This is a genomic window from Agrobacterium sp. a22-2 (genome assembly GCF_012276985.1).
GTDB lineage: Bacteria > Pseudomonadota > Alphaproteobacteria > Rhizobiales > Rhizobiaceae > Allorhizobium.
Genome location: NZ_JAAXMM010000011.1, coordinates 131164 through 156398, shown reverse-complemented (window position 1 = coordinate 156398; position 25235 = coordinate 131164). Strand labels below are relative to the sequence as shown.

The 25235-nt window shown below is 63.5% G+C and carries 18 protein-coding genes; 10 read left to right on the top strand and 8 right to left on the bottom strand.

The window, feature by feature from the left end:
* Window positions 1-5 precede the first annotated feature (5 nt).
* Genes HFC70_RS18115 through denD form a run of 3 tightly spaced genes read right to left on the bottom strand, consistent with a single transcriptional unit; the run spans window position 6 to window position 3687 of the window.
* A complete protein-coding gene (locus HFC70_RS18115; RefSeq protein WP_168474678.1) occupies window positions 6-1790 on the bottom strand; it encodes an IlvD/Edd family dehydratase in 1785 nt (594 codons plus the stop codon).
* Window positions 1790-2707 carry an NAD(P)-dependent oxidoreductase gene (locus HFC70_RS18110; RefSeq protein ID WP_168474677.1) on the bottom strand — a complete coding sequence of 306 codons (918 nt, stop codon included), beginning with the start codon at window positions 2705-2707 and terminating at the stop codon, window positions 1790-1792. Before HFC70_RS18110 ends, HFC70_RS18115 begins: the two co-directional genes overlap by 1 nt.
* A complete protein-coding gene (gene denD, locus HFC70_RS18105; RefSeq protein ID WP_168474676.1) occupies window positions 2704-3687 on the bottom strand; it encodes a D-erythronate dehydrogenase in 984 nt (327 codons plus the stop codon). Before denD ends, HFC70_RS18110 begins: the two co-directional genes overlap by 4 nt.
* 224 nt (window positions 3688-3911) lie before the next feature.
* Between denD and HFC70_RS18100 the strand changes: the two genes are divergently transcribed.
* From HFC70_RS18100 to HFC70_RS18075, 6 genes are all read left to right on the top strand, one after another.
* Complete coding sequence (locus HFC70_RS18100) at window positions 3912-5342, top strand: FAD-binding oxidoreductase (RefSeq protein ID WP_246735845.1); 1431 nt, start codon at window positions 3912-3914, stop codon at window positions 5340-5342.
* 33 nt (window positions 5343-5375) lie between these two features.
* Window positions 5376-6092 (top strand): FadR/GntR family transcriptional regulator, encoded by a 717-nt coding sequence (locus tag HFC70_RS18095; protein WP_168474674.1) that lies wholly within the window; start codon window positions 5376-5378, stop codon window positions 6090-6092.
* 184 nt (window positions 6093-6276) lie between these two features.
* Window positions 6277-7446, top strand: coding sequence for a fumarylacetoacetate hydrolase family protein (locus HFC70_RS18090; RefSeq protein WP_168474673.1), 1170 nt, complete (start codon window positions 6277-6279; stop codon window positions 7444-7446).
* A gap of 8 nt (window positions 7447-7454) precedes the next feature.
* Entirely contained in the window at window positions 7455-7991 is a 537-nt protein-coding gene (locus HFC70_RS18085) for a TRAP transporter small permease (RefSeq protein WP_168474672.1), read from the top strand.
* Window positions 7988-9265 (top strand): TRAP transporter large permease, encoded by a 1278-nt coding sequence (locus HFC70_RS18080; protein ID WP_168474671.1) that lies wholly within the window; start codon window positions 7988-7990, stop codon window positions 9263-9265. Before HFC70_RS18085 ends, HFC70_RS18080 begins: the two co-directional genes overlap by 4 nt.
* Window positions 9266-9311: 46 nt before the next feature.
* Window positions 9312-10316 carry a TRAP transporter substrate-binding protein gene (locus tag HFC70_RS18075; RefSeq protein WP_168474670.1) on the top strand — a complete coding sequence of 335 codons (1005 nt, stop codon included), beginning with the start codon at window positions 9312-9314 and terminating at the stop codon, window positions 10314-10316.
* Between the two features lie 94 nt (window positions 10317-10410).
* On the opposite strand, the gene HFC70_RS18070 is transcribed toward HFC70_RS18075, so the two are convergent.
* From HFC70_RS18070 to HFC70_RS18060, 3 genes are all read right to left on the bottom strand, one after another.
* A complete protein-coding gene (locus HFC70_RS18070; protein WP_168474746.1) occupies window positions 10411-11286 on the bottom strand; it encodes a DMT family transporter in 876 nt (291 codons plus the stop codon).
* Window positions 11287-11365: 79 nt separating this feature from the next.
* A complete protein-coding gene (locus HFC70_RS18065; RefSeq protein WP_168474669.1) occupies window positions 11366-12568 on the bottom strand; it encodes a mandelate racemase/muconate lactonizing enzyme family protein in 1203 nt (400 codons plus the stop codon).
* Between the two features lie 21 nt (window positions 12569-12589).
* Entirely contained in the window at window positions 12590-13306 is a 717-nt protein-coding gene (locus HFC70_RS18060; RefSeq protein ID WP_168474668.1) for a FadR/GntR family transcriptional regulator, read from the bottom strand.
* Window positions 13307-13456: 150 nt separating this feature from the next.
* Here HFC70_RS18060 and HFC70_RS18055 point away from each other — a divergent pair, with 150 nt between their 5' ends.
* From HFC70_RS18055 to pbpC, 4 genes are all read left to right on the top strand, one after another.
* Window positions 13457-14137 (top strand): FadR/GntR family transcriptional regulator, encoded by a 681-nt coding sequence (locus HFC70_RS18055; protein WP_168474667.1) that lies wholly within the window; start codon window positions 13457-13459, stop codon window positions 14135-14137.
* Complete coding sequence (locus HFC70_RS18050; RefSeq protein ID WP_210259322.1) at window positions 14134-15435, top strand: MFS transporter; 1302 nt, start codon at window positions 14134-14136, stop codon at window positions 15433-15435. Before HFC70_RS18055 ends, HFC70_RS18050 begins: the two co-directional genes overlap by 4 nt.
* A 138-nt stretch (window positions 15436-15573) precedes the next feature.
* Window positions 15574-20988, top strand: a complete 5415-nt coding sequence (locus HFC70_RS18045; protein WP_246735854.1) for an alpha-2-macroglobulin family protein — start codon at window positions 15574-15576, stop codon at window positions 20986-20988.
* Window positions 20988-23072: a penicillin-binding protein 1C gene (gene pbpC / locus HFC70_RS18040; protein ID WP_168474665.1), complete on the top strand. Its 2085-nt coding sequence runs from the start codon at window positions 20988-20990 to the stop codon at window positions 23070-23072. Before HFC70_RS18045 ends, pbpC begins: the two co-directional genes overlap by 1 nt.
* Here pbpC and pdxA read toward each other — a convergent pair whose 3' ends face one another.
* Both pdxA and HFC70_RS18030 read right to left on the bottom strand, forming a co-directional pair.
* Entirely contained in the window at window positions 23073-24047 is a 975-nt protein-coding gene (gene pdxA, locus HFC70_RS18035; protein WP_168474664.1) for a 4-hydroxythreonine-4-phosphate dehydrogenase PdxA, read from the bottom strand. It abuts the gene before it with no gap.
* Between the two features lie 35 nt (window positions 24048-24082).
* A complete protein-coding gene (locus HFC70_RS18030; RefSeq protein ID WP_168474663.1) occupies window positions 24083-25216 on the bottom strand; it encodes an iron-containing alcohol dehydrogenase in 1134 nt (377 codons plus the stop codon).
* Window positions 25217-25235 lie beyond the last annotated feature (19 nt).

Below are 25235 nucleotides of genomic sequence, written 5' to 3'. Positions count from 1 at the left end.
CAGTGTCAGTGATTATGGCGCGGCAGTTTTTCGGCCAGCTTGCGGAAGTCGGCGGCACCCTCGATGACGGCACCATCCGACAGCTGCGTCACCGTGCGGCGGTAGAGCATCTGCCACGGCGTCGCATCGGCGGGAACGGCCGGAATACCGTCGGCCTTGCGCCGTTCGATTTCTTCCGGTTCGACCAGCATGTCGCAACGGCCATGGTTGAAATCGATGCGGATGATGTCGCCGCTGCGCACATAGGCAAGACCGCCACCGGCCGCACTTTCCGGCGAGGCGTTGAGGATCGACGGGCTGTCGGCCGTGCCAGACTGGCGACCGTCGCCGATGGTCGGCAGGCTGAGAATGCCTTGTCTGATCAGGTGATCCGGCGGCTGCATGTTGACCACTTCGGCCGATCCAGGCCAGCCGAGCGGGCCAGCGCCGCGGATCACCAGGATCGTGCGCTCGTCGATATTCAGGTCCGGATCGTTGATGCGTTTGTGATAATCCTCGGAGCCGTCGAACACCACCGCCTTGCCGTCGAACACGCCTTCCTTGCCGGGCTCGCTCAGATAACGCTCGCGGAAACCGGCCGAGACGACACTCATCTTCATGATCGCAAAATCGAACAGATTGCCCTTCAGCACCAGGAAGCCAGCGCGCTCTTTGAGCGGCGCGTCGAACGGCAGGATGACCTCGCGGTCGGTGGATTCCCGGCCTTCCAGGTTTTCCGCCATGGTCCGGCCGGTCACCGTCGGACAACCGCCGTCCAGTTTGCCAACCTGCAGCAATTCCCACATGATAGCGGGAACGCCGCCAGCCCGATGGAAGCGCTCGCCGAGATAGGCGCCGGCCGGCTGCACATTGGCCAGCAGCGGAATGTCGAAACCATGGGTCTGCCAGTCATCGGGATGCAGCTCGACGCCGGCATGCTTGGCCATGGCGGCCAGATGCGGCTGCGCATTGGTCGATCCGCCGATTGCCGAATTGACCCGGATGGCGTTCAGAAACGCCTCGCGAGTGAGAATATCCGACGGCTTGATGTTCTGCAGCACCAGCTCCACGGCCCGCCGCCCGGTGCGATAGGCCATCTGGCCCCGTTCGCGATAGGCAGCCGGAATAGCGGCGCAGCCGGTCAGCGACATGCCGAGCGCTTCCGCCATGGCATTCATCGTCGAGGCCGTGCCCATGGTGTTGCAATGGCCGATCGACGGTGCTGAATCGAGCGCCGACTGGAGAAACTCTTCGCGGGTGATCTCGCCGGCCGCATATTTGCGGCGCGACCGCCAGATGACCGTGCCGGAGCCGACCAGGTCGCCATCGTGCCAGCCATCGAGCATCGGTCCGCCGGAGAAAACGATCGCCGGGATATCGACGGTCGAGGCCGCCATCAGCGCCGAGGGCGTGGTCTTGTCGCAGCCGGTGGTCAGCACCACGCCGTCGAGCGGATAGCCGTAGAGGATCTCGACCAGGCCGAGATAGGCAAGGTTACGATCGAGTGCCGCGGTTGGCCGCTTGCAGTTTTCAAACAGCGGATGGGTCGGAAACTCGATCGGAATACCGCCGGCATCGCGGATGCCGTCGCGGATGCGCTTGGCAAGTTCGATATGGTGTCGGTTGCAGGGATTGATATCGCTGCCTGACTGGGCAATGCCGATGATCGGCTTGCCGGAGCGCAGTTCTTCCGGCGTGGTGCCGTAATTCATGAAGCGTTCGAGATAGAGCGCCGTCATGTCGAGATGATCGGGATTGTCGAACCAGTCCTGCGAGCGCAGGCGGCGCGGCGCCTTGTTGTCCTCAGCCATTATTTCCCCTCCCCGCCCTTGGCGGCATTCATTGCTTCCAGATGCAGCAGCAGGCCGCTGTGATCCGTGTCACCGCCGCCACCCGCCACGAAATCGGAAAACTCGCGGCGCACCTGCTCGGTCAAGGGCAGGTCCAGTGAAAACAGATCGGCCATGGCCTTCACCGCGTCGAGATCCTTCAGCTGGAACTTCGACGGTCCGCCGGGTGTGAAATTGCGGTCGACCATACGCGCACCGTGCAGCTCGAGAATTCGGCTCTCGGCAAAACCGCCGCGGATTGCCTCACGGAATTTTCCGCGGCTCGCCCCGCCGGCTTCGACGAGCATCATCGCTTCGGCAACAGCGCCGATGGTGATGGCGACGATCTGCTGGTTGGCGAGCTTGCAGATCTGCCCGGCGCCGGACGGCCCGACATGGGTCACCCGGCCAAGAGCTGCAAACACGTCCGCAAGCCCTTCGATGACCTCGGCCTCGCCTCCAGCCATGATCGCCAGCGTTCCGGCCTGCGCTCCGACCACGCCACCGGAGACCGGCGCATCGAGATGGGCGATGCCGAGCGCCTTCAGGCGGGCCGAATGATCCTTGGCGATCGGCGGCGAGATCGAGCTGCTGTCGACGACGACGGCGCCCCTGACCAGAGCCCCGGCCACGCCGCCGTCAAACAGCACGGCATCGACGGCCTTGCCGTCGCTGAGCATGGTGAAGACGATGTCGCACCCCTTGGCCGCCGCAGCAGCCGTCCCGGCCACGGCAGCACCGTCCGAAGCAAGAGCCTGCGCCTTGGCGGGATCGCGGTTCCAGACTGTGACCTGATGGCCGGCAGCCAGCAGCCGCCGCGCCATCGGCGCGCCCATCAGCCCTGTTCCGAGAAAGGCGATCCGGCGCGGCTGCTTTAGCTCCAGACCTGTTCCGCTCACAGCTTTCCTCCCAGTTCATCCTCGATATGCACGCGGATGATCTCATCAAAGGAGGTTTCGGCAGTAAAGCCAAGCGCTTTCGCGCGTGTCGCCTCGAAGCCCGGAGCCCAGCCGGCGACCATCTTCATGATCATCTCGTCCGGCTCACGGCGGATCAGCGCGACGGCCTTGTCGCCGGCCACGCGGCGCAGAGCCTCGATCTGTTCGCCCACCGTGGCGCTGAGGCCCGGCATGGAAAGCGCCCGGCGCGGTCCGACCGTGTCGAGATCGATGGTTGCCCCATGGATCAGGAAGCCGACGGCCGAGCGCGGCGAGGTGTGCCAATGGCGAACGTCGTCGGAGACGGGAAGGATCGCTTCTTTTCCGACCAGCGGCTCGCGCAGGATATTGGAGAAGAAGCCGGACGCTGCCTTGTTCGGCTTGCCCGGACGAATGCAGATCGTCGGCAGCCGAATGGCGATGCCGTCAAAGAAACCACGGCGGCTGTAGTCGGACAGCAGCAGTTCGCAGATCGCCTTCTGGGTGCCGTAGCTGGTCAGCGGCGTCGTGTGATACTCGTCCGGGATCGGATAGGGCAGCGGCGCGCCGACGACGGCGATCGATGACGTGAAGACGACGCGCGGCTTGTAGCCGTCCACGCCATGGGCCAGCCGAATGGCATCGAACAGATAGCGCGTGCCATCGAGATTGATCCGGTAGCCCTTCTCGAAATCGAGCTCGGCTTCGCCGGAGACGATCGCTGCCAGATGGAAGATCACGTCGGGCCGGGCCGCAACCAGCGATTCGGCTTCGCCGGGTGCCGACAGGTCGGCTTCCTTGGCATTGACCTTGCCGGTAAAGCCCACGGGCGCCTCCGGCGTCACGACATCCACCAATGTCATTTCGGTAATAGGCTTGCCGTCCAGCTGGCCGTCCGCGGTCAGCTTGGCTGCGAGTTTGCGGCCAACCATGCCGGCAGCACCAATGATCAGGATATGCATCAGGTCTCTCCTCCCTGGATTCGACCGCTCCGAAACGTCTTAGAAACACCTCAACGACAGGCGGACAAAATTTCTATTGTAAGGTTGTCTGATAACCTTATATGATCCGCTTGAAAACAGAATATTTGGAACGCCCACGAAAAATCTGATGCCCTTTTGCAAGAAGGCAGACGGTCTCGAAGCGGCAGTCCGGGAGGAAAGGCAAGACAATGGGGGCGGACGTCATGAGCACATCTACGGATCTGCAGGCATCCCTGCGCGCGGCACTGGGCGACGATATGGTGCTGACGGACGCGGGCGAAATGCTGCGCTTCTGTCGTGACTGGCATGGAGACGTGACCAGCAGCGCTGTTGCCGTGCTGCGCCCGCGCTCGACGCAGGATGTCGCCGCAGCTGTGCGCACCTGCCGGGACCTCGGACTGTCGATCGTCCCCCAAGGCGGCAATACCGGGCTGGTGCTCGGCGGCATCCCCGATCACCCGGAAAACCAGGTGGTTCTGAGCCTCGAGCGCATGAGCGCAATCCGCAATATCGACGCAGACGACTTTTCGGCCGTCGTGGAAGCCGGCTGCATCCTGTCGGAACTCAAAGACCGGATCGCCGAAAAGGACATGTATTTCCCGCTGGCGCTCGGTGCCCAGGGCTCCTGCCGCATCGGCGGCAATGTCTCGACCAATGCCGGCGGCATCAACGTGCTGCGCTATGGCATGACCCGCGAACTGGTGCTGGGCCTTGAAGTCGTGCTGCCGGACGGCACGATCTTCAATGGGCTGTCGACCCTGCGCAAGGACAATCGCGGCATAGACCTGAAACAACTGTTCATCGGCGCCGAAGGCACGCTCGGCATCATCACCGCCGTGTCGATCAAGCTGATGCCCTGCCCCGATCAGGTGGCGACCGCCCTACTCGGACTGAACTCTCTGGACGATGCTATCAAGCTCTATCGCCGCGCCCGGCGCGATTGCTGCGATCTGATGTCGGCCTTCGAATTCATGCCGCCGCTGGCTTTTGTCCTGGCGCGCGAAGCGATCCCGGATCTGCCCATGCCGATTGCCGGCGACTATCCGGCCTATGTGCTGATGGAGATCTCCGGCTCGGGCCTCGTCGATATCGCCGACCTGATGGAGCGCTTCCTCGGCGGCGTGATGGAGGACGGTCTTGTGGTCGACGGCGTGATCGCCGCATCCCAGGCCCAGGCCCGTAATCTCTGGCTGTTCCGCGAAGGCATGAACGAGGGACAGGCCAAGCGCGGCCCGCACATGCGCACCGACATTTCCGTGCCGCTCTCCCGCCTTGCCGATTTCGTGCGCGATGCCGAACAGGCAGTATCGGAGGCGCTTCCCGATTGCATCAGCGTGTCCTACGGCCATGTCGGCGACGGCAATGTGCATCTCAACGTCCTGCCGCCATCCGGCAGCCCGCCGGACGAAGCCGCCGCCAGGATCTACAAGGCAAAGACCGTGGTGAACCAGGTTCTGGACGGCTACAAGGGCAGCATCAGCGCCGAGCACGGCATTGGCCGGCTGAAGCGTGCCGATTTCGAAGAGCGGCTGGATCCTTCGCGGCGCGCCTTGCTGACCGCCCTGAAGCGGGCCATCGATCCGACCATGGTGATGAACCCGGGCTGCCAATTGAATTTCCCCATCATATCGTAGAATAGTCTGGCATCATCAGGGGCGGACAACAGCATGACGGCGGACTTCAGTCAGATTAGACGGATCGAACATCTCCCGGCGCGCATCGCCGGCCATATCGGCAAGGAAATCGCCGAGGGCCGCATCGCGCCCGGCGAGAAACTGCCGACCGAGCATATTCTGGCCAAGACATTCGGCGTCAGCCGCTCCGTGGTGCGCGAGGCGATCGCCCAGTTGCGCAACGAGGGACTTGTCGAGACCCGCCAGGGCGTCGGCGCCTTCGTCACGGAAAGCCTGGGGCGAGGTTCCATTCGCATCGAGCAAGCCGACCTCTACGACCGTGAGAGCTTCCGCAGCCTGTTCCAGCTGCGCATGCCGTTGGAGATCGAGGCAGCGGGCCTTGCCGCTGTTCACCACGACGATACCGACCTGAAAAAGCTGGATGACTCGCTGGCCCAGATGACCGGCGCCGAGAAATGGACCGACGAGGGCATCGTCGCGGACCTCGTCTTTCATCGCGCCCTGGCTGCTGCCACCCATAACGAGTATTTTCCGCTGTTCATCGGCTTCATCGCCGAGCGCATTAGCCTTGCCATCAATGCCGCCCGCGCCACTGCTATCCTTGAGGAAATCGTCGAGACCACGATCGCCGAACACGTCGCCATCCGAGACGCAGTCGCGACACGGGATCCGCTCAAGGCCCGCGCCGCGATGCGCACCCACATCATGGGGGCGGCAGCCCGGCTCGACCTGACGCTCGAAAAATTCTGAAAGTCCTATCCGGCTGATCGGCACGGGACCGATACCTGCAGGTTTTTATCGGCTTTGCGCCTTGGCCTCTGGACAGGCCGAATAAGTCATACTAGAAACGCAGCTGGAGCGTTGTCAGACATCCTGACAATAGGGCAAGCAGTGCTGGAGGGCAGGCTTTCCCGGATGATGTGGAGGACTACATTTGAATTCCGTACGTGTACTGCGCGCAGAGTCCATCTTGCCGGATGACGCCGCCGATGCTCTTCTGGTCGGACGCGTCTGGTCGAAGGCAAACGCTGGCCCCTGCCCGGTGATGATCTCGGGCGGTCGCGTTCTTGACCTTTCGGGCCTGGCCGCCACCATGTCGGCCCTTCTCGAAACGGACAACCTCGTCGACCTGCTGCGCAACGCATCGGGACTGACGGACCTCGGCGCCCTCGACGCGTTCCTATCCGGCGAGAATGGCACGGTACTGGCTCCAATCGATCTGCAGGCCATCAAGGCCGCCGGCGTGACCTTTGCCGACAGCATGCTGGAACGGGTCATCGAGGAGCAGGCCAAGGGCGATCCGCTGCGCGCCCAGGATATCCGCGCCAGGCTGGCGCCAGTTCTCGGTGACAGCCTTCGCGGCCTGGTTGCCGGCTCCGAGCAGGCAGCCAAGGTCAAGGGCCTGCTGCAGGACATGGGCCTCTGGTCGCAATATCTGGAAGTCGGCATCGGCCCCGATGCTGAGATCTTCACCAAATCCCAGCCGATGTCCTCCGTTGGTTGTGGCGACCTCGTTGGCATCCATCCGATTTCGCAATGGAACAATCCGGAACCCGAGATCGTGCTGGCGCTTCGCGCCGACGGCACGATCGTCGGCGCAACCCTTGGCAACGACGTCAACCTGCGCGATGTCGAAGGCCGTTCGGCGCTGCTGCTCGGCAAGGCCAAGGATAACAACGCCTCTTGCTCGATCGGCCCGTTCATCCGCCTGTTCGACGAAAAATTCACGATCGACGATCTTCGCCGCGTCAAGGTTCTGCTTCTGGTGCAGGGCGAAGACGGCTTCGAGATGGAAGGTGAAAGCCCGCTAGAGGCCATCAGCCGCTCGCCGGAAAACCTTGCCTCGCAGCTCAGAAACCGCAATCATCAATATCCGGATGGCGCCGTGCTGTTTCTCGGCACCATGTTCGCGCCTGTCAAAGACCGGCGCGGCGCGGGCCTCGGCTTTACCCATGAGGTCGGTGATCGCGTGGAAATATCGACAGCCAAGCTCGGCCGCCTAGTTAACTGGGTAGAGCGCAGCGATGCCTGTCCGGAATGGACATTCGGCGTCGGTGCTCTCATTCGCAACCTGGCCGGCCGCGGTCTTCTGGACAAGGCGTGAGGGACACCATGCAAAAGGCAATAGACCTCTTCTACCGCTTCCTGGAACTTCTGCTGATCGTCCTGCTGTCGGGCATGGCGATCATGGTCTTCATCAACGTGATCATGCGCTACGGTTTCAACTCCGGCCTGAACATCTCCGATGAACTGTCTCGCTACTTCTTCGTGTGGCTGACCTTCATCGGCGCCGTGGTCGCCTTTCGCGAACACGGTCATGTCGGGGTGGAAACCCTGGTCATGATGTTCGGCCGCAAGGGCCGCATCATCTGCATGATCCTGTCGAACATCATCATTATCGGCGTTTCGGCGATTTTCTTCTGGGGAACCTGGAAGCAATCTCCGATCAACGCCAGCATGGACGCGCCGGTCACCAAGATCTCGATGATCTGGGTTTATGGCATCGGCTTCTTCACCGGCGCAGGCGTCGTGATCATTGCGCTCGAACGGCTGATCAGATTGCTGACCGGACGGGTGACCGACGAAGAAATCGCTGCATTTGTCGGTGAAAATATGACTATAGAACAGATGGCGGAGCGCAGCCAATGACTTTGCTTGTCTTCATCGTCTCCCTCGTGGGAGCAATGGCCATCGGCGTTCCGGTCGCCTTCTCCCTGATGTTCTGCGGTGTCGTGCTCATGTGGTTCATGGGCATGTTCAACACTCAGATCATTGCGCAGAACATGATCGCCGGCGCTGATACCTTTACTCTGCTCGCCATCCCGTTCTTCATTCTCGCTGGCGAATTGATGAATGCCGGTGGCTTGTCCCGCCGCATCATCGATTTTGCCATCGCCTGCGTCGGCCATATTCGCGGCGGCCTTGGCATTGTTGCCATCATGGCCGCCATCATCATGGCCAGCATTTCCGGATCTGCGGCTGCCGACACGGCAGCACTTGCCGCTATTCTGATCCCGATGATGGCCAAGGCCGGCTACAACGTGCCGCGATCGGCAGGCCTGATTGCCGCCGGCGGCATCATCGCTCCGGTGATCCCGCCGTCGATGGCTTTCATCGTCTTTGGTGTCTCAGCCAACGTATCCATCACCCAGTTGTTCATGGCCGGCATCGTTCCCGGCCTGATGATGGGCATCGCTCTCATCGCCACCTGGCTGATCGTCGTTCGCAAGGATAAAGTCCAGGCGCTGCCACGCACGCCGATGAAGGAGCGCATGCGGGTAACCGGTCGCGCCCTCTGGGCACTCGGCATGCCGGTCATCATCCTCGGCGGCATCAAGGCGGGCGTCGTGACGCCGACGGAAGCAGCCGTGGTTGCCGCAGCCTATGCCCTGTTCGTCGGCGTGTTCATCTATCGTGAATTGAGCCTGCAGGAACTGCCCCGCGTCATCCTCCAGGCCGCCAAGACGACTGCAGTCGTCATGTTCCTGGTCTGCGCGGCGCTCGTATCCGCCTGGCTGATCACAGCTGCCAATATTCCGGCCGAAATCACCGGCTATATCGAGCCGCTGATCGATCGTCCGATCCTGCTGATGTTCGTCATCATGCTGCTGGTCCTCGTCGTGGGCACCGCCCTCGACCTGACACCGACCATCCTGATCCTGACGCCGGTTCTGATGCCGATTATCAAGCAAGCCGGCATCGATCCCGTCTATTTCGGCGTGCTGTTCATCATGAACACCTGCATCGGTCTTCTGACACCCCCCGTCGGCGTTGTTCTCAACGTCGTCAGTGGCGTCGGACGCGTGCCGCTCGGCAAGGTCACGATCGGCGTGATGCCGTTCCTGGCCGCACAGGTTTTCGTCCTTTTCGTCTTGGTCCTGTTTCCGGACCTCGTCATCGTGCCCGCTCGCTGGCTGCATTAGCAGTCGGCGCCACCACAGTCTCACTCAACCATCCAGGGAGGATATTATGAGAAAACTGCTTCTAGCCACCACCGCGATCGCCTTTGGCCTGTCGGCCGCCGCTCCGGCCTTCGCCGAGTTCAACGACCGCAACATCCGCATCTCGAACGGCATCAATGCCGACCATCCCGTCGGCAATGGCATCAAGGCCATGCAGTCCTGCCTCGACGAGAAGTCCGGCGGCAAGCTGAAGATCACCGCCTTCTGGGGCGGCGCGCTCGGCGGCGACCTTCAGGCAACCCAGGCCCTGCGCTCGGGCGTCCAGGAAGGCGTCGTCACCTCGTCCTCGCCGCTGGTCGGCATCATCCCGGCTCTCGGCGTCTTCGACTTGCCCTTCCTGTTTTCCACGCCCCAGGAAGCCTACAAGGTGCTGGACGGCAAGTTCGGCGACATGATGAACGAGAAGCTGGCTGCTGCCGGCCTCGTCAATCTCGCCTACTGGGAAAACGGCTTCCGTAACCTGTCGAACTCCGTTCGCCCGGTCACCAAGTGGGAAGACTTCTCGGGGATGAAGGTTCGCGTCATGCAGAACAACATCTTCCTCGACACCTTCCAGAACCTCGGTGCAAACGCCACGCCGATGGCCTTCGGTGAAGTGTTCTCGGCTCTGGAAACCAACGCGATCGACGCCCAGGAAAATCCTTACGTGACGATCGATACCTCGAAGTTCTACGAGGTCCAGAAATACGTCACCGAGACCAACCACGCCTACACGCCGTTCCTGCTGCTGTTCTCCAAGGCGATCTTCGACACCTACACGCCTGAAGAACAGGCGGCCCTGCGCGAATGCGCCGTGGTTGGCCGTGACGAAGAGCGCAAGGTCATCCAGGATCTGAACCAGAAGTCGCTGGCCAAGATCAAGGAAGCCGGCCTCGCCGTCAACACGCTGTCGCCGGAAGAACAGGTCCGTATCCGCGAGAAGTCGATGATCGTTTACGACAAGCACAAGGCCGAAATTGGCGCCGACGTCGTGGACGCGATCCTCGCGGAACTGGCCGAAATCCGCAAATAAGCTGAAGCGCTTTTAGACATCGAAAAGGGGACCGAGCCTAGCGCTTCGGTCCCCTTTTTATACACGGTTCAGATGGTGCGTGATCCGGTTCAACTCACTCGGGAACGGCCGGCAAGACCGTATCCCGCTTCTTCAACTGCCGCTCGCGGAAGAAGATGAACAGACCCGAGGCGACGATCAGTGCCGCGCCGACCACCATGCCGAGGCGAGGCACATCGCCGAAGAACATCCAGCCGAACACCACCGCCCACAGCAGCAGCGTATATTGCAGCGGTGCCACGGTGGCCGCATCGGAGATCTTGAGGGCGCGGTTGACCAGCATATGAGCGGCCATCGCGACAATCCCAAGCAGGCCGAGCAGCGCCAGATCGAGGCTGGACGAAATCGGCGCCCAGTCGAAAGGCGCGAAGGCGAGGCCGGCGAGGGCTGCGCCTCCCACCTGGAAGAATACCAGCGTCTTGTCCGGCGTATTGCGCAGGCCGCGGCCCGACAGCAGCATGAAGGCGAAGGCGCCGCTGCCGACGATCGAGATCAGCGCCGGCAGGGTAAACATCGCCCTGGACGGCTCCAGCGTGATGATGACGCCGACAAAGCCGGCAGCGATTGCACACCAGCGCCGCCATCCGACCTTTTCGCCGAGCAGCAGCGGAGACGCCGCCGCCACATAGATCGGTGCTGCCAGCCAATAGGTCATCACATCCGCCAGCGGCAGATACATCACCGCATAGTAGAAGCAGAAAACCTCCATGGTGGAAAACGCCACGCGGGCGAACTGCATCCAGGGCTGCTCGACCGAGGTGATCGACTTCAGGCCCGCCTGCCAGATGAATGGCGCCAGAATGATCAGCGCCGCAAGGCTGCGGATCAGGATGACCTGGCCGAGCCCGTAATTGGCCACCAGCCATTTGCCCATGGCATCGTTGAGCGCAAACATCAGCATGCCGAGCAGCATGATCAGCGGACCCGCCATCGCCGAAGCTCCCAATCCGGCGGTGCGGGTGTCTAAATTCGTCACGGAATGCCTCCCAATCTGTCTTTTCGTTGAAGCGTCAAAGGCTCGCCGCGTCTGACAGACGGCGGCTGACCGTAAAGGCACGATCCAGTTCCGGATTGAGCTCCATGCCAAGGCCCGGGCCTGGCGGAACGGTGATCATGCCGTTTTTCACTTCCGGCAAAGCCGTTACCAGATCCCGATACCAAGTGCGATAGAAAGCACGCACACTTTCCTGGACGAGCGCATTCGGCGCGTTGAGCGACAGATGGGTGGAGGCGCACAGCACCACCGGTCCCGTGCAGTCATGGGGCGCCACCGGCAGATGCCAGGCCTCGGCCATCGAGGCGATCTTGCGCGCCTCCGACAGGCCGCCGCACCAGGAAATGTCGAGCATCATCACGCCGGCCGCACCCGTTTCCAGGAGATCGCGGAACGCCCAGCGCGAGCCGAGCGTTTCGGACGCCGAAATCGGCGCCGGCGAAACGGCGGCATAACGGGCAAGACTCGACAGGCTGTCCATCTTGATCGGGTCTTCATGCCAGAAGGTCTCGTAAGGCGTCAGCGCCTTGGCGATCTGCATGGCCGGCAGGAGCTGCCACATGGAATGAAACTCGACCATGATGTCCATCTTGTCTCCGACGGCCGAGCGGATCTTTTCAAACGGCTGCAGCGCCTGCTTCAGGTCCGGCATCGAGATATACTGGCCGCGGGTCTTTTCGGCAGCCGCGTCGAAGGGCCAGATCTTCATCGCCGTGATGCCCTCTTCGAGCAGCGAATGGGCCAGTTCGTCGGCATTGTGCAGGAAGCCGTTGAGGTCGTCATAGTCGCGACCTTCCGACAGGCCGTAATTGGCGGTCGTCTGCCCGGTCGCCTTCTTGATGTATTCGGTGCCGGCGCAGGTATTGTAGGTGCGGATCTCACGACGGGTGAAGCCGCCCAGCAGCTGGGCGATCGGCATGCCCGTCGCCTTGCCGAAAATGTCCCAGAGGGCGATGTCGAAGGCCGAATTGCCGCGCACCTCGGCGCCCGACGAGCGGAAGCCGAGATAACCGACCAGGTCGGCGGCCAGCAGATCGATCTGCAGCGGATCGCGGCCGATTACCCGCGGCGCGATATATTCGTGCACATAGGCTTCGACGGTCTCAGCACCGAAAAACGTCTCGCCAAGGCCGGTGATCCCCTGGTCGGTATGAACCAGAAGCCAGAGAAGATTGGCGCGTTCCGCAACGCGCACGGTTTCAAGCCCGGTGATTTTCATGAATATATCCTCGTTGGATGGTCAGATAAGGCCTGCCGTCAGCAGGGCCTTGATGCTTTGATCGAAATGCCGGTTCATCAGCGCGGCTGCGGCCTGCGGATTGCCATCAACGATCGCCTGGGCAAGCTCCACATGCAGGGCATTCATCGCCCGGCGCTCGTCGTCACTGGTGCGGCTTTTCCAGCCGATCGGCCAGGTCTGGCGGGTGACGCCCTGAAAGGCACCGATGATCAGCGCGAAGACAGGATTGCGGGAGGCGCGGGCAATCGCGACATGAAAGGCCAGATCATGTTCCATGATATCGACCGGATCACCGAAAGCCTGTTCCATCGCGTGGGCGTGACCAAGGATCAGCAGCGCTTCCGCCTCGGTGCGCCGGAGCGCGGCCAGCGTTGCCGTGCGCGCCTCGATCGTGCGGCGCGCGTCGTAGATCTGTTGAATATCGATCTGGTCGGTCATCACCCCATGCTCGATCATCAGCGCCATCGAGGCATCATCGAGTTGGGCAACCGCCGGCCGCCGGCCGACACCGAGATCGACGAGACGAAGCGCGGCCAGCGAGCGCAGCGCCTCGCGGACCACCGTGCGCGACACCTGCAACTGCTCCGACAACGCCGCCTCGGCCGGCAGACGATCGCCCGGCTTGAGGTCCTTGTCGCGGATCAGCCGGGTGATCGAGGCAATCGCATTGGTGACGAAATCACCTGGGGGAAGCGATCCATCCGGAATCTGCTGCATGCGGACATCTCCTAGCTTTCAGAAAGCTATAATACAGGTTTCATGAAAGTGAAGCTGTCTTTTGTCGCACCATACAAAAAATTCGGATTTCCGAATGACGAAAGGCAAATCTGTATTGACTAAGTCATCCGATGACTTTATCAAAATCCAATGAAACCGCTGCACAAAGTCAATCTGGCCGATACCGCCGTGACGGCCATCAAGGCCGAAATCCTCGCCTGTCGCTGGCCGATCGGCGAACGCCTGCCCAACGAGGCGGACCTGTCGGCCATGCTCGGCGTCAGCCGCGGCACGGTGCGCGAGGCAGTGCGGGTTCTGGTATCACAAGGCTTCCTGGAAACCCGCCAAGGCTCCGGCACCTATGTCCTGACCACCACCGACGCGACGCTGCCGCTCGATAGGGCGCGCCAGGCAAGCCTGCGCGACCGGCTGGAGGCGCGCTGCGCCCTCGATGTGGAAGCCGCACGCCTCGCCGCCCTGCGCCAGACCCCGGCGGTGATTGCCAGATTGCGCGCCCTTCTCGACCAGCGCGGCAATTCCGATGCCGATGCGGATAAAGCCGGCTTCATTGCCCGCGACATCGCCTTCCACAAGGCGGTGATCGCCGCCTCTGGCAATCGCGCCATGGTCGAGATCTACGACTTCTTCTCCGCATCGATCATGCAGACCATCGAGGCGACCACCGGCGGCTCCCTGCCGGAGCCTGATATGGCCGCCCATGTCGCCATCGTCGACGCCATCGCCACCGGCGACCCTCAGATTGCCGACGCCGCGGTGCGCGCCTTCATGGCACCGGTGCTCGACCATCTCGACCGGATGCTGCAGCCATGAACCTGCAATCCCCGCCACCGACAGCCGGCTCCATCCACCCCATGGATCTCGCCGACGAGCTGTTGATCGACGCCGAAGACCCGGCACCCCAGCCGACCATCCTGCCGCAGGGGCCGATCGGCCGGATCGTTCTCGGCCTCAGCCTCGTGCTGATCGCCTTCAACCTGCGTCCGGTCTTTTCCAGCGCCTCAGCCTTGCTGCCCGAAATCCGCACCGAACTTGGATTGTCGTCCATCGGCGCCAGCCTGCTGACCACGCTGCCGGTGGTCTGTCTCGGCCTGTTTTCGCCATTGGCGCCGCGTATGGCAAACCGCATCGGGTCGGAGCGCACGCTTCTGGCAGTCATGCTGCTCCTGGCGCTCGGCACAAGCCTGCGCGGCCTGTCCTCCGTGCCGCTGCTGTTTTTCGGCACGGCGCTGGCCGGCGCCTGCATCGCGGTTGGCAATGTCCTGCTGCCGGGCCTGGTCAAGCGGGATTTTGCCGATCGCGCCGCCTTGATGACCGGCTTCTACACCATGGCACTGTGCGGGGGTGCGGCAGGGGCGGCCGGCCTGACCCTGCCGATCGAGGCTGCTCTTGGCGGCTCGTATGCGGCAGCTCTGGCCGCCTGGGCCCTGCCCGCCCTTGCCGTTGCCCTGATCTGGCTGCCGCAGACCTTCAGCGCCGGCGCCAGAACCAAACGCGGCGGTTTTCGCGTCGAAGGCCTGTGGCGCGATCCGCTCGCCTGGAAGGTGACGCTGTTCATGGGCCTGCAATCGGCGCTGGCCTATTGCGTCTTCGGCTGGCTGGTACCGATCCTGCGCGAACGCGGCCTCGACGGTGTGACGGCCGGCGGCATCGTCTCGCTTTCCGTCATGGTGCAGGCCGCCTCCTGCATCGTCGCACCGCAGATCGCCGTGCGCGGCAAGAGCCAGAGCCTTGTCAATGCTTCGATGGCCGGTATCGCAGTCATCGCTCTCCTTGGCCTGCTCTTCGCGCCGCTGTCGACCGTCTGGGTCTGGGCCGTATTGCAGGGCATCGGCCAGGGCAGCTTGATCGCGCTCGCCATGACGGCCATCGTGCTGCGCTCCGGCAATCCGCATGTCGCCGCCCACCTCTCCGGCATGGCGCAATGCGTCGGCTATTCGCTGGCCGCCATCGGCCCGCTGCTGGTCGGGCTGATCAAGAGCTGGACCGGCAGTTTCGCCATGAGTGCCGTGCTGTTTGTCGCTCTTGGCGTCGGTGCCGCCCTCAATGGCTGGGGTGCCGGACGACCGCTCCAGGTCAATGTCCGCACCATTGCCGACAACGCCCCATAAAGGCCGCGCGGAGCATAACGCGCCACGTTGACAAGCGGCCCCTAACGCAGAAGAGTGCGCCCCAGCACAAACGGACAGCGTTGGGGGAGACCAATGTCTAAGCGCAGGTCTATCGTTTTTTCCGCACTCGCATCGATCATGATCGCCTTCGCGCCGCCGGCAACGGCGGCCGACACGGAGCGCAGCATCGTCACCACGCAGGACGGCGACTATTTCGGCTTCGACCTGCGCACCGAGCAGAATGTCTCGCTGGAACAATGCGAAAAGAGTTGTATCGGCGACAAGTCCTGCAAGGCCTTCACCTATAATCCCAAGGTGAAATGGTGCTTCCTGAAATCGGATTTCAGCCAGCTCAACACCTTTGCGGGCGCCATCGCCGGCAAGATCGTCGAAACCACGACCAAGCCCGATATCGGCGCGCCGGCCCGGCTCGACTTCGTGTCCGACGACCTGCGCCAGCAGGCGCGCGAAGCCAAGGCCAATCTGACCATCACCGAAGAGCAGGAGGCAATCGGCCTCGAAGGTCTGGTCGCCCAGGCCTATTCCGAATTGGCCGTCGGCAATGTCGATGCCGCCTTCGTCACCTTCAAGGCGGCGCTCTCCATCGAACCGGACGACCAGGCGCTCTGGATCAAGGTCGCCCGCGCCGCCAATACCGTGACCGGCAACAGCGCCGTCGCATCCGATGGACTTCTCGCCGCCATCAACGGTTACGAGCTCAGCCGCACCAAGCAGTCCCGCGCCGACGCGCTGGCCGTGATGGCCAAGGCGTTCGAAAACGGTGAGAATTACCGCCCTGCCCTCAGCGCCTATAAAGCGAGCCTCGCCCTTGTTGCCACCAAATCCGTGAAAGTGGCCTATGACGACCTGCGCTCGCGTCGTGGCTTCCGCGTCGTCGAAAATACCATCGATTCCGACGGCGTCACACCGCGCGCCTGCGTTCAGTTCTCCGACCCGCTGGTCAAGAGCGGCGTGGACTACACTCCTTTTGTCCTGTTGAACGGCGCGGCCCCGAAAGCCGTTGAAGCCAAGGACAATCAGATCTGCGTCGAGGGTCTGGCGCATGGCGAGCGCTACAAGCTGTCGTTGCGCGCCGGCCTGCCGTCCTCCGTCGAGGAAAACCTGCTGGAGCAAGTCAACCTCGACATCTATGTCAAGGATCGCTCCGCCACGGTGCGCTTTACCGGGGACAGCTTCGTGCTGCCGTCCACGGCCCGTCGCGGCATTCCGCTGGTTTCGGTCAACGCCGCAAGCGCCGACCTGAAGCTCTACCGCATCGGCGACCGCAATATCGCGCCGCTGCTGACCTCCTCGCAATTCCTGACGCAACTGGACGGCTACAGCGCCGACCGCATCGAAGCCGAATCCGGCGAACTGATCTGGCAAGGTTCGATCGATATCGCCACCGATCTCAACAAGGATGTCGTCACCAGCTTCCCGGTCGATGAAGCTCTGCCGAAGCGCCGCCCCGGCGTCTATGTGCTGACGGCAGCGGTGTCGAACACCACCAATGACGACTGGAACCCGCGCGCCACGCAATGGTTCGTCGTCTCGGATATCGGCCTGTCGACCTATGCCGGCACCGATGGCCTGAATGTCTTTGCCCGGTCGCTCGCCACCGCCAAGCTGCTGTCCGGCGTCGAACTGCAATTGCTCGCCAAGAACAACGAGGTACTGGGCACCGCCACCACCGATGCCGATGGACGGGCGAGCTTTACCGCCGGCCTGATGCGCGCCAGCGCGGCGCTGGCCCCGGCCGTCATCACCGCCAAGAATGGCGACGAGGACTATGTCTTCCTCGACATGACCCGCGCCGGCTTCGATCTCTCCGACCGAGGCGTCACCGGCCGCCCCGCCCCCGGCGCCATCGATATTCTGGCCTGGACCGAGCGCGGCATCTACCGCCCCGGCGAAACCGTGCATGCCGCAGCGATGGCCCGCGACATCGAGGCCAAGGCGATCGAGACCCTGCCGCTGACCTTCATCTTCAACCGTCCGGATGGCGTCGAATATCGCCGAGTGGTCAGCAATGGCGAGGCGCTGGGCGGCCATGCGCTGGATCTGCCGCTGCTGGCCAATGCCATGCGCGGCACCTGGACCATGGCGATCTATACCGATCCGAAGAAGGCGGCGATCGGCGAGAAGCAGTTTCTGGTCGATGATTTCGCCCCCGACCGGATCGAATTCGACCTGAAAAGCGACGCCACCCATGCCGAAATCGGCGCATCGCTGCAGGTCAGTGTCGACGGGCGCTATCTCTATGGTGCGCCGGCCGCGGGTCTTTCGATCGAAGGCGAAATGAACATCAAGCCGACCCGCACTAGCGCCGATTTCGAGCGCTACCAGTTCGGCCTCGCCGATGAGGAAGCCGTCGACGACACGCGCATCGCGCTGGACGGCCTGCTGCCGCTCGACGATGACGGCAAGGCGACCGTCGACATTCTCGTCGACGAGGTACCCTCGACAACGCAGATGCTGGACGCTGAGGTGGTGATCCGCATGCGCGAGGGCGGCGGCCGTGCCGTCGAGCGCAAGCTGACCCTGCCGATCCGCTCCGAAACGCCGATGATCGGCATCAAGCCGGAATTCACCGGCGATCTCGCCGAAAACTCCGTCGGCAAATTCCATGTCATCGCCGTCGATCCGCAGGGCCAAAAACAACCCATGTCGGGCCTTGGCTGGAAGCTCGTCAGCCTGGAGCGCAATTACCAATGGTATCGCGAAGGCACGTCCTGGCGCTATGAGCCGATCATCTCCACCAAGCAGGTGGCCGATGGCACGCTTGATCTGACGCAGGACGGTGGCGAGATATCGGTTCCCGTCACCTGGGGCCGCTACCGGCTGGAAGTCGACACCGCCGAGGTCAACGGACCGACCAGCAGCGTCGAGTTCGATGCAGGCTGGTATGTCGAGGCGACATCGACCGAGACACCTGACGCGCTCGAAATCGCCCTCGACAAGGAGAGCTATGCGATCGGCGAAACGGCGAAGCTGAAGGTCTCGCCGCGCTTTTCCGGCGAACTTCTGCTGACCGTCGGCACCGAGGATCTGGTCACAACAAAGACCGCGACCATTGCCGCCGAGGGTGGCGAGGTCGATCTGCCGATCACCGCCGATTGGGGTGCGGGCGCCTATGTCACCGCGACGCTTTATCGTCCCGGCGAAGCCGCCGAAAGCCGCATGCCGATGCGCGCCATCGGCATCACCTGGCTGACGGTCGATCCGGGCGACAACAAACTGGCTGTCACTCTGACGCCGCCGGAAAAGACCCTGCCGCGCCAGCCGCTGACCATTCCGATCTCGGTGAGCGGTGCCGGTGTCGGCGATGAGGCCTATGTGACGCTGGCCGCCGTCGATGTCGGCATTCTCAACCTGACGCGTTACGAGGCGCCCGATCCGGATGGCTGGTATTTCGGCCAGCGCCGGCTGGGTCTCGAAATGCGCGATCTCTATGGTCGCCTGATCGACGGTTCGCTCGGCGCGACCGGCCGGCTGCGCACCGGCGGCGACGGATCGGAAATGCCCCTGCAGGGCAATCCGCCGAAGGAAAAGCTCGTCGCCTTCTTCTCCGGCCCGGTCAAGCTCGACGCCGATGGCAAGGCGGAGGTCAGCTTCGACATTCCGCAGTTCAACGGCACGGCGCGCATCATGGCGGTTGCCTGGTCGAAGACCGGCGTCGGCCATGCGGTCACGGACGTCATCATCCGCGATCCGGTTGTCGTCACCGCCAGCCTGCCGAAATTCCTCGCTCCCGGCGACACCTCGCAATTGCGCCTGGAACTCGCCGCGACGGACGCGCCGTCTGGCGACTACGAATTGCTGGTCACCAGCAATTCCATGGTGAATGTGGCGGAAGAGGCCGCCGCCCAGACGGTGGCGCTCACCCAAGGCAAGACGCTGGCCCTGACCCTGCCGCTGACGGCCGTCGAAGCCGGCGCCGGTACGATCTCCGTTACCCTGTCGGACAAGGCGGACATGTCGCTGGAACAGGGGCTCGACATCCCCGTCCGGCCGGCATCGCTGCCGGTCACCCAGCGCCGCGTTCTCGACCTTGCTAGCGGCAGCAGCCTGACGGTGGACGGCGAACTGCTGGCCGACAGCCTGTTGCAGGATGCCGCCGTCAGCCTCAACGTCACCCGTGCCGACGGCTTCGACATCCCGGCCCTGCTGATGAGCCTGGACCGCTACCCCTATGGCTGCGCCGAACAGACCACCAGCAAGGCGCTGCCGTTGCTCTATTTCAGCGAACTCTCGGCCGTCTCCGGCCTGCCGGAGCGCGATGAGGTCAAGAAGCGCGTGCAGGATGCGATCTACCGCGTCCTGTCCTTCCAGTCGTCCAGCGGCAGCTTCGGCCTCTGGGGCCCGGGCTACGGCAATATGTGGCTGGACGCTTACATTGGCGACTTCCTGACCAGGGCCCGCGAGCAGGGCTATCTCGTGCCGGATCAGGCGATGATCCAGACCCTGGACAACCTGCAGAACCAGGTCGGCTACGACACCAATGTGAGGGATCGCGGCAACGAGATCGCCTATGGTCTCTATGTCCTGGCCCGCAACAAGAAAGCCGCCATCAGCGATCTGCGCTACTATGCGGATACGATGCTGAACGACTTCCCGTCACCGTTGGCAAAAGCGCATCTCGCCGCCGCCCTGTCGCTCTATGGCGATGCCCAGCGCTCCAAGACGGTCTTCCTGGAAGCCGCCCAGATGTCGGAACAGGCCGTCCTGACACCCGTCAGCTTCTCACGCACGGATTACGGCTCGTCGTTGCGCGACGGTGCCGCCGTGCTGGCACTGGCCGCCGAAAGCCGTCCCGTTCCGCCCATCGTGCCGATGCTGACAAAAATCGTCGCGAAGGAATGGCAGCAGAAGGACTATACCAGCACCCAGGAACAGACCTGGGCGCTGCTGGCCGCCCGTGCCCTGGAAAAGGGTGACGACGGCATCAAGCTCGACGTCAACGGCGCCGACTACACCGGCAGCTACAGCGCCCGCATGACAGGGGAAAGCCTGTTGGCCAATCCGGTCGTTCTGACCAATCGCGGCCCGGATCCGGTGTCGGCGGCGGTGACCACGGTCGCGGCCCCCGCCATGCCGCTACCGGCTGGCGGCAACGGCTTCGATATCGTCCGGACCTATTACACGATGGACGGCGAGGAGGCGAATGTCAGCGAAGCGACACAGAACGAACGCTATGTCGTGGTCATCCAGGTGACGGAGACCGCCGACTGGTCGCAGCAATTGCTGATCACCGACCTGTTGCCGGCCGGATTCGAGATTGATAATCCGAGCCTCGTCGACAGCGCCCAGCTGACCAATTTCGACTGGATCGGCGAAACCGAGACCGCCCATCTGGAATTCCGCAACGACCGTTTCGTCGCCGCCATCGACCGACCGGCCGATGACAATAGCGAGATCACGCTGGCCTATGTGGTGCGCGCTGTGACACCCGGCGCTTACGATCACCCCGCCGCCCATGTCGAGGACATGTATCGCCCGCAATTCTATGCGCGCTCGGCAACGGGCCGCATGGAGGTTCAGGCGGCCGACTGATGCGGACCTGGTTGAAGATCGGCAGCGGTATCGCCGCTGCCCTCGCCCTGACAGTCGGCGGCCTCTTTGCACTTGAGGCCGCCGATCGGGCCTTTCCGCCGCCGCTCGATGGTGCCGGCACGGTCTCGACCGAGGTTCTGGACGCCGACGGGCAATTGCTGCGGGCCTTTGCCATGCCCGACGGGCGCTGGCGGCTGAAAACGGTTGCCGCCGATGTCGATCCGCAATTCCTCGCCATGCTGGTCGCCTACGAGGACCGCCGCTTTGAAAGCCATGCCGGCGTCGACCTGCTGGCGCTCGGCCGCGCCGCGTGGCAATTGCTTGGCAATGGCCGGATCGTCTCGGGTGCCTCGACGCTCACCATGCAGGTGGCGCGGCTGATCGAACCCGGCCGCGAGCGTTCGTTCTTGACGAAATTCATCCAGATCGCCCGCGCCATCCAGATCGAGCGGCGCCTGAGCAAGGCGGAGATCCTCGACCTTTACCTGACCCACGCGCCTTATGGCGGCAATCTGGAGGGTGTGCGGGCGGCGAGCCTTGCCTATTTCGGCAAGGAGCCGCGCCGGCTGTCGGTCGCCGAGGCGGCCCTGCTGGTGGCGCTGCCGCAACTGCCAGAACTGCGCCGGCCGGACCGCCACCCGCAAAATGCCACGCTTGCCCGCAGCCGCGTTCTGGAGCGCATGCGCTCCGTCGGCCTGATGGAGGAAAGCGAGATTGCCCGCGCCGAACGGACGGACATCCCTTCGCGTCGCCTGCAATTGCCCGCCCTGGCCGCCCATCTGGCCGAAGCAGCCCGGCGTATGGACAAAGCGGCGACCGTGCATCGCTCGACATTGCGCCGGAGCGTGCAGCAGGAGTTGGAGACGGTCGCCCGCCGGGCCGCCGAAAAGCTGGATCCGAAAGTGTCGCTGGCCATGGTGATGGCCGACGCGACAACCGGCGAGATCATCGCCGAAGTCGGCTCGGCCGACTATTTCGATGCCGCCCGGTCTGGCTGGATCGACATGACCCGCATCAACCGCTCGCCGGGCTCGACGCTGAAACCGTTCATCTACGGTCTCGCCTTCGAGGAAGGCATGGTGTCACAGGAAACCATCATCGAGGATCGGCCGGCCGATTTCTTCGGTTATCGGCCGAAGAATTTCGACATGACCTATCAGGGCGATGTCAGTGTTCGCCAGGCCCTGCAACTGTCGCTGAACGTGCCGGCCGTGCGGCTGCTCGACGCCGTTGGCCCGACAAAACTGATCGTGCGGCTGCGCCGTGCCGAGGTGGCGATGCAATTGCCGAAGAACGAGGCGCCGGGCCTGGCCATTGCGCTCGGCGGCGTCGGCATGACGCTGAAGGATCTGGTTCAGGGCTATGCGGCGCTCGCCAATCGCGGCAGGCCGGTGCGGCTCGGCGATGGCGTGCGCGACACGCCCGCCCCGATCGACGGCCCGCCTTTGATCGAGCCCGTTGCCGTCTGGACGGTGGCCGACGCGCTGGCCGGCGTCACGCCGCCGCTCGGCAGCCGGCCAATGGGCATCGCCTACAAGACCGGCACCAGCTACGGCTACCGCGATGCCTGGTCGGTCGGTTTCGATGGACGTTATGTGCTGGGCGTCTGGGTCGGCCGGCCGGACAATGCCGCCATCCCCGGCCTGACCGGCTATGCCACCGCCGCACCCATCCTGTTTGAGGCCTTTTCGAGATCGGGCGTTGCCGGAACCCCGTTGCCACCCGCACCGCCCGGCGCGTCGCGTATCGCCCTTGCCGAGCTGCCGATCAGCCAGCGCCGCTTCTCGATCGATCCGAACGGCCTGCTCAGTGCCTCGACCCGCGAGAAGCCGCCGCAGATCGTCTATCCGCCGGAAGGCGCCCATGTGGAACTGGGCCTCAGCCCCGATGGTTCGCCGTTGCCGCTGGTGCTGAAGCTCCAGGCCGGCCGGGCGCCGTTCCGCTGGCTTGCCAACGGCAAGCCGCTCGAGGGCTCGACCCGCACCCGGACCAGCCAATGGACGCCGGAAGGTGCGGGCTATTCGACCCTGACCGTCATCGACGCTGTCGGACGGGCGGCCAGCGTCGGAATCTTCGTGCAATAATCAGAGGCGCGGAGCGCCGGCCACCAGTCGCGCATAATCGATCGCCGACAGCATGTTGACGTGATTGGCCTTGCCGGTGCCGGCAATGTCGAAAGCCGTACCGTGATCGACCGAGACGCGATCGATCGGCAGGCCAAGCGACACGTTGACCGCGGTCTCGAACGCCACCAGCTTGATCGGGATATGGCCCTGGTCATGATATTGCGCGATCACCAGATCGAAGGCCCCGTTATAGGCGCGGGCAAAAACGGTATCGGCCGAGATCGGTCCGACCACGTCGATGCCCTTCTCCCGTGCGATCTCCACGGCCGGCGCCAGGAATGTCGTATCCTCATCGCCGAACAGGCCGTTCTCGCCGCAATGGGGATTGAGGCCCGCAACGGCGATGCGCGGCTTGCGGCCGAGACGCATGAAATGCTTGTGCCCGGCCTCGATCGTCGCCAGCACCCGCTCGGTCGTCGCCCGCTCGATGGCGCCGCGCAGCGACACATGGGTGGAGACATGAATGGTGTTCAGCCGCTCCGATGCCAGCAGCATGAAGGAACTCTTTGAGCCGGTCAAATGCGCCAGCAGCCCGGTATGACCGTCGAAATGATGGCCGGCAAGGTTCATGGCTTCCTTGTTGATCGGCGCTGTGACGATGCAATCCGCCTGTCCGCCCATCGCCATCTCGACGGCACGGCGGATATAGCGTACGGAGGCCTCGCCCGCGACAGCACTCACCTTGCCGATCTCCGGCAGCGGCGCATCCAGCGCCACTTCTTCGACCAGGACAGCGCCCGGTTCGGCCACGGTGACGAAACGCAGGTCGGTCGACGTCGCCGTCCGGGCGCGCTCGAGCGCCTCGAGATTGCCGACAACCACGAAATTGGCGAGATCGTCGCTCGGCAAGGACGCAAGCGCCTTGCAGATCACTTCCGGTCCGACGCCTGCCGGATCGCCAAGCGTGATTGCGACGCGGGTCTGTTTGCCCATGATGTCCTCCCTAACAACGAAGCTCTTCTATGGCCTTAGAAAGCCGCTTCGTAAATCGCCAGAATATCGGCGCGCGACAGATCGCGCGGATTGTTGTCGAGCAGGCGGCGAATGGCAAAGGCATCGTCGGCCATCGTCGCAAGATCGCTCTGCGGCACGCCGAGCGCCGCAAGCCTCATCTCGATGCCGAGTGCCGCGCAGAAACCATGCGTGCCTTCGAAGATCGTCTGGATATCGTCGGAAGGCGCCAGATCCAGCGCCTGCAGGATCGCCTTGGTCTTCTCCGGCACAGCCGGCGCATTGAAGGCCAGTACATGCGGGAAGATCAGTGCATTCGCCGCGCCATGCGGCACATGCCAGCGGGTGCCGAGCGGATAGGCCAGCGCATGACCACCGGCCGTGTTGACCGGCCCCAGGCAATAGCCGCCGTAAAGCGAGGCCAGCGACAGGCCAGCGCGCGCTTCCGCGTCCGATCCGTCCGCCACGGCGCGCGCCAGATAGCGCCCGACCAGACGGATGCCTTCAATGGCGTAGAGATCGATCGCCGGATGGGACTTGCGATTGGTATAGGCCTCGACGCAATGGGCCATGGCATCGACGCCCGTCGCGGCCGTCACCTGCGGCGGCACCGTGAAGGTCAGCGCCGGATCGATCACCGCGATATCGGCCAGCATATGGATGCTTTCGACGGCCATCTTCGCCTTGGTGACGGGATCGGTGACCAGCGCGCGAATGCCCGCTTCGCTGCCGGTGCCCGATGTCGTCGGCACCTGCGCCAGCGCAGACGCGCCGCGGGCCGCCACCCGACCGGCGCCGACGACATCAGAGAGACACTGCGAAGAGTCCGCGAGCACCGCAGCAAGCTTTGCCAGATCCATGGCGCTCCCGCCGCCGAAGCCAACAATCAGGTCCGCCCTGGCCTCGGCGGCGGCCTCCAGAACCTTGTCGAGATCGCCCGTATCGGGCTCCGCCTTGATCTCTCCAAATACGACCACGTCGCCCTTCAGGCCGAGCACATCGGTGCGCGTTGCATTGAAGGCGTCCGAGATGACCAGAATACGGCCATAGCCTTTTGCCTGCGCCCAGGCGCCAAGCCGCCCAGACGTGCCGACGCCGAACTCGATATGGCCCGGCCTCACCATGGAAATCGGCGTATCCAGTCTGTTCATCGGCTCAATCCTCCCAAGC

Excerpts from the sequence above, each read along its gene's own strand:
- HFC70_RS18085 (WP_168474672.1), top strand. The coding sequence starts at position 7,455 with ATGCAAAAGGCAATAGACCTCTTCTACCGCTTCCTGGAACTTCTGCTG.
- HFC70_RS18070 (WP_168474746.1), bottom strand. The coding sequence starts at position 11,286 with ATGGCGGGTCCGCTGATCATGCTGCTCGGCATGCTGATGTTTGCGCTC.
- HFC70_RS18100 (WP_246735845.1), top strand. The coding sequence starts at position 3,912 with ATGAGCACATCTACGGATCTGCAGGCATCCCTGCGCGCGGCACTGGGC.
- pdxA (WP_168474664.1), bottom strand. The coding sequence starts at position 24,047 with ATGGGCAAACAGACCCGCGTCGCAATCACGCTTGGCGATCCGGCAGGC.
- HFC70_RS18045 (WP_246735854.1), top strand. The coding sequence starts at position 15,574 with ATGATCGCCTTCGCGCCGCCGGCAACGGCGGCCGACACGGAGCGCAGC.
- HFC70_RS18075 (WP_168474670.1), top strand. The coding sequence starts at position 9,312 with ATGAGAAAACTGCTTCTAGCCACCACCGCGATCGCCTTTGGCCTGTCG.
- HFC70_RS18065 (WP_168474669.1), bottom strand. The coding sequence starts at position 12,568 with ATGAAAATCACCGGGCTTGAAACCGTGCGCGTTGCGGAACGCGCCAAT.
- pbpC (WP_168474665.1), top strand. The coding sequence starts at position 20,988 with ATGCGGACCTGGTTGAAGATCGGCAGCGGTATCGCCGCTGCCCTCGCC.
- HFC70_RS18080 (WP_168474671.1), top strand. The coding sequence starts at position 7,988 with ATGACTTTGCTTGTCTTCATCGTCTCCCTCGTGGGAGCAATGGCCATC.
- HFC70_RS18050 (WP_210259322.1), top strand. The coding sequence starts at position 14,134 with ATGAACCTGCAATCCCCGCCACCGACAGCCGGCTCCATCCACCCCATG.
- HFC70_RS18055 (WP_168474667.1), top strand. The coding sequence starts at position 13,457 with ATGAAACCGCTGCACAAAGTCAATCTGGCCGATACCGCCGTGACGGCC.
- HFC70_RS18030 (WP_168474663.1), bottom strand. The coding sequence starts at position 25,216 with ATGAACAGACTGGATACGCCGATTTCCATGGTGAGGCCGGGCCATATC.
- HFC70_RS18095 (WP_168474674.1), top strand. The coding sequence starts at position 5,376 with ATGACGGCGGACTTCAGTCAGATTAGACGGATCGAACATCTCCCGGCG.
- denD (WP_168474676.1), bottom strand. The coding sequence starts at position 3,687 with ATGCATATCCTGATCATTGGTGCTGCCGGCATGGTTGGCCGCAAACTC.
- HFC70_RS18115 (WP_168474678.1), bottom strand. The coding sequence starts at position 1,790 with ATGGCTGAGGACAACAAGGCGCCGCGCCGCCTGCGCTCGCAGGACTGG.
- HFC70_RS18060 (WP_168474668.1), bottom strand. The coding sequence starts at position 13,306 with ATGCAGCAGATTCCGGATGGATCGCTTCCCCCAGGTGATTTCGTCACC.